Source organism: Pseudomonas brassicae (assembly GCF_010671725.1).
GTDB lineage: Bacteria > Pseudomonadota > Gammaproteobacteria > Pseudomonadales > Pseudomonadaceae > Aquipseudomonas > Aquipseudomonas brassicae.
In genome coordinates this window covers 1-3,661 of the sequence record NZ_JAAHBU010000165.1, presented here as the reverse complement: position 1 = coordinate 3,661, position 3,661 = coordinate 1, and the positions used below count along the sequence as shown (strand labels likewise).

The following is a 3,661-nucleotide window of genomic DNA, read 5'->3' as shown; positions in this document are numbered from 1 at the left end:
TTGCCAGCGAAGGCGTCAGACTTGCAAGGTGACCTCTCCCAACTGCCCTCCAAACGGCCCAAAGCTGCGCTCCACCATCAACCGCCGCCCATCTGCCTCCACGATCAGCACCGTACTCGCCCGCGTGCCGTAGTTCTGGCTGGCAATAAACACACTCGACAGCAAGCGCTCGGTCGCCAGCCCCACACCGGTTTGCGGCAACTCGGCGTCCTCGGCCTGTTGCTCATCGCCCAGCAAGGCCAACAGCCGCTGCGGCCTTGGGTCGTGCAACTGATGCTCAAGCGCAGCGCGGGCCTTGACCAGCTTGGGCCACGGCGTATCGAGCCCGGCGTTGGACAACCCGTAAACACCTTCAGCCAGTAGCAGCGGCGCCGCCTCCTGCGCATTCAGGTAACCCAACTGCCCGGCATCGCCCACCAGCAGGTTGAACCCCGAATACTGATGGCTGCGGCTGGCCACGTGGTCCAGGTACGCCTCCACGCCCACTTCGCCATTCAGATAGCGGGCTACCAGCTCCCCGCGCGAGCGCGCACCCTGCGGCTGCTGCGGGTCACGAATATTGGTCAAGGCCGCAAAGCGCCCTTGCGGGCCCACCCCCAGCCAGGTGCCGCCAGCCTCCAGGTCGCGCCCGGCGTACACCCCCGGTGCATCTGCCCAGGCCCCCAGCGTCTGGCTGGGGCGGGCGTAGAACTCGTCACGGTTGGCCGCGACGATCAGCGGCCGGGCATGCCCCGGTCGCCACGCAAAAACAATCAGACACATAGGTTCGCTCCCAGTGTTTTCAGCCACTCTACCGGCACTGGCGTTCGCTATCCATCGACTAAACGTGTCTTCACTAGAGCCACAGGCCCACCTTCCGTTACCATGCCGGACTGATTTTCGGGGGCGACAATGGAATTCGTGGTCTATCTGCTGCTGGGCGCCTGCGCGGGCGTACTGGCCGGGCTGTTCGGCGTAGGCGGCGGCATCATCATCGTACCGGTGCTGGTGCTCAGCTTCACCCTGCAGGGCTTCGATGCCTCGGTGCTGACCCACCTGGCGGTCGGCACCTCGCTGGCGACCATCGTGTTCACCTCGGTCAACGCCATCCTCGAGCACCACCGCCGTGGCGCGGTGCAGTGGCCGATCGTGCTGTGGATGACCGTGGGCATCCTGCTCGGCGCTGGCGTGGGGGCCAAGACCGCCTCGCTGATCCAGGGCCCGAACCTGCAGAAGATCATCGGCGTGTTCGCCCTGCTGGTGGCCGCGCAGATGGCCCTCGACCTCAAGCCCAAGGCCAGCCGCGGCGTACCCGGCAAAGTCGGCCTGGGCGCGCCGGCGGCGTGGTGGGCTGGGCGTCGGCGATCTTCGGCATCGGCGGCGGCTCGTTGACCGTACCCTTCCTGACCTGGCGCAGCCTGCCCATGCAGCAGGCAGTGGCGACGTCTTCGGCCTGCGGCTTCCCGATTGCGGTGGCCAGCGCCCTGAGCTTCATCGTGCTGGGCTGGGACGAGACGCACCTGCCGCCGCACAGCCTGGGCTTCGTGTACTTGCCGGCGCTGCTCGGAATTGCCCTGACCAGCATGTTCTTTGCCCGCTTCGGCGCGCGCCTGGCGCATAAACTGTCGCCACGTCTGCTCAAGCGGCTGTTCGCCGCCCTGCTGTTTTGTGTAGGCCTGAGCTTTTTGCTTTAACGAGAGGAGTCACCATGCTGCCTTACCCGCAGATCGATCCCGTGGCATTGGCCCTCGGGCCGGTCGAGATCGACTTTTTCGGCCTGATCCACACCCTCGGGCCGCTGAAAATCCACTGGTACGGACTGATGTACCTGATCGGTATCGGCGGCGCGTGGCTGCTGCTGTCTACCCGAATGAAGCGCTTCGACCCGACCTGGACGCGCGAAAAACTGTCCGACCTGGTGTTCTTCCTGGCCATGGGCGTGATCGTCGGCGGGCGGTTGGGCTACGTGCTGTTCTACGACCTGAGTGCCTACCTGGCCAACCCGGGCCTGATCCTGGAAGTGTGGAAGGGCGGCATGTCGTTCCATGGCGGCTTCATCGGCGTGATGCTGGCGGCGTTGTGGTTCGGCAAGCGCAACAACAAGTCGTTCTTCGAACTGATGGACTTCGTTGCCCCCGTGGTGCCGATCGGCCTGGGCGCCGGGCGCATCGGCAACTTCATCAACGCCGAGCTATGGGGCAAGGCCACCGATGTACCGTGGGCCATGGTGTTCCCGCCGTTCAGCGACCCGGCGCAATTGCCGCGTCACCCGTCGCAGCTGTACCAGTTCGCCCTGGAAGGTGTGGCACTATTCCTGATTCTGTGGCTGTACTCGCGCAAACCGCGCCCGACCATGGCTGTTTCGGGGATGTTCGCGTTGTTCTACGGCATCTTCCGCTTCATCGTCGAATTCGTGCGGGTGCCGGATGCGCAACTGGGTTACCTGGCCTTCGGCTGGCTGACCATGGGCCAGGTGCTGTGCGTGCCGATGATCGTGGCTGGCATTGCGCTGATCTGGCTGGCCCACCGTCGTGCGCCGAGTGCCAAGGGCGCCGCGCTTTAATTTTCACCGCAGGGGCCTGGCCCCTGCCGGTTTTGATACAGGTAAGACATGAAGCAATATCTAGAGCTGGTTCGTGATGTGATCGAGAACGGTACCTTGCAGGGCAACCGTACCGGCGTGCGCACCATCAGCCTGCCGGGCGCCATGCTGCGCTTCGACCTGCAGAAGGGCTTCCCGGCCATCACCACGCGCAAGCTGGCGTTCAAGTCGGCGATTGGCGAGATGGTGGGCTTCCTGCGCGGCGTGAAGAACGCTGGCGAGTTCCGTGAACTGGGCTGCAAGGTGTGGGACCAGAACGCCAACGAGAACGCCCAGTGGCTGGCCAACCCGTTCCGCCAGGGGCATGACGACCTGGGCGAGATCTACGGCGTGCAATGGCGCCAGTGGCCGGCTTACAAGCGCGTGCCGCTGAGCAACCCGTCAGCCATCGAGCTGGCGCAGCGCAGTGGCTTCGTGAAGATTGCCGAGGCCGAGGAAGACGGCGAGGCGTTCGTGGTGCTGTACAAGGCCATCGACCAGATCCGCCAGTGCATCGACACCATCCACAACGACCCGGGCAGCCGACGCATCCTGTTCCATGGCTGGAACTGCGCGCAGCTGGACGAGATGGCGTTGCCGCCGTGCCATCTGCTGTACCAGTTCCACCCGAACGTGGAGACCAAGGAAATTTCCCTGACGCTCTACATCCGCTCCAACGACCTGGGCCTGGGTACGCCGTTCAACCTCACCGAGGGCGCGGCACTGCTGTCGTTGGTGGGTCGCCTGACCGGCTACACGCCGCGCTGGTTCACCTACTTCATCGGTGATGCGCACGTGTACGAGAACCACCTGGACATGCTCAACGAACAGCTCAAGCGCGAGCCGCTGGCGGCGCCCAGGCTGGTGATCTCTGATCGCGTGCCGGAGTATGCCAAGACCGGTGTGTACGAGCCGCAGTGGCTGGAGAAGATCGAGCCGAGTGACTTCAGCCTGGAAGGCTACGAGCACCATGCGCCGATGACGGCGCCGATGGCGGTCTGATCCCGCCGGTTTTGTATTGACCGAGCTGGCCCCTTCGCTGGCAAGCCAGCTCCCACAGGCTCTGCGGTAATCTTGAAATCACTGCTGTACCTGTGGGAG

At 64.4% G+C, this 3,661-nt stretch carries 3 protein-coding genes and 1 pseudogene; 3 read left to right on the top strand and 1 reads right to left on the bottom strand.

Annotation, left to right across the window (positions count from 1 at the left end; genetic code table 11):
- Window positions 1-15: 15 nt before the first annotated feature.
- The gene (locus tag G3436_RS13215) at window positions 16-762 is read right to left on the bottom strand and encodes an NRDE family protein (RefSeq protein ID WP_163945595.1); all 747 of its coding nucleotides are present in this window, start codon (window positions 760-762) and stop codon (window positions 16-18) included.
- A 129-nt stretch (window positions 763-891) separates the two neighbouring features.
- Here G3436_RS13215 and G3436_RS13210 point away from each other — a divergent pair.
- The 3 genes and pseudogenes from G3436_RS13210 to G3436_RS13200 all read left to right on the top strand — a co-directional run bounded on the left by G3436_RS13210 (window position 892) and on the right by G3436_RS13200 (window position 3,562).
- Window positions 892-1,673 (top strand): annotated as a pseudogene (locus G3436_RS13210) (sulfite exporter TauE/SafE family protein).
- Between the two features lie 14 nt (window positions 1,674-1,687).
- Window positions 1,688-2,542 (top strand): prolipoprotein diacylglyceryl transferase, encoded by an 855-nt coding sequence (lgt, locus tag G3436_RS13205; RefSeq protein ID WP_163945592.1) that lies wholly within the window; start codon window positions 1,688-1,690, stop codon window positions 2,540-2,542.
- 48 nt (window positions 2,543-2,590) lie between these two features.
- Window positions 2,591-3,562: a thymidylate synthase gene (locus G3436_RS13200; protein ID WP_163945591.1), complete on the top strand. Its 972-nt coding sequence runs from the start codon at window positions 2,591-2,593 to the stop codon at window positions 3,560-3,562.
- Window positions 3,563-3,661: the final 99 nt, after the last annotated feature.

What these genes read in the sequence shown, in the direction of transcription:
- lgt (WP_163945592.1), top strand. Translation starts at nt 1,688, where the DNA reads ATGCTGCCTTACCCGCAGATCGATCCCGTGGCATTGGCCCTCGGGCCG.
- G3436_RS13215 (WP_163945595.1), bottom strand. Translation starts at nt 762, where the DNA reads ATGTGTCTGATTGTTTTTGCGTGGCGACCGGGGCATGCCCGGCCGCTG.
- G3436_RS13200 (WP_163945591.1), top strand. Translation starts at nt 2,591, where the DNA reads ATGAAGCAATATCTAGAGCTGGTTCGTGATGTGATCGAGAACGGTACC.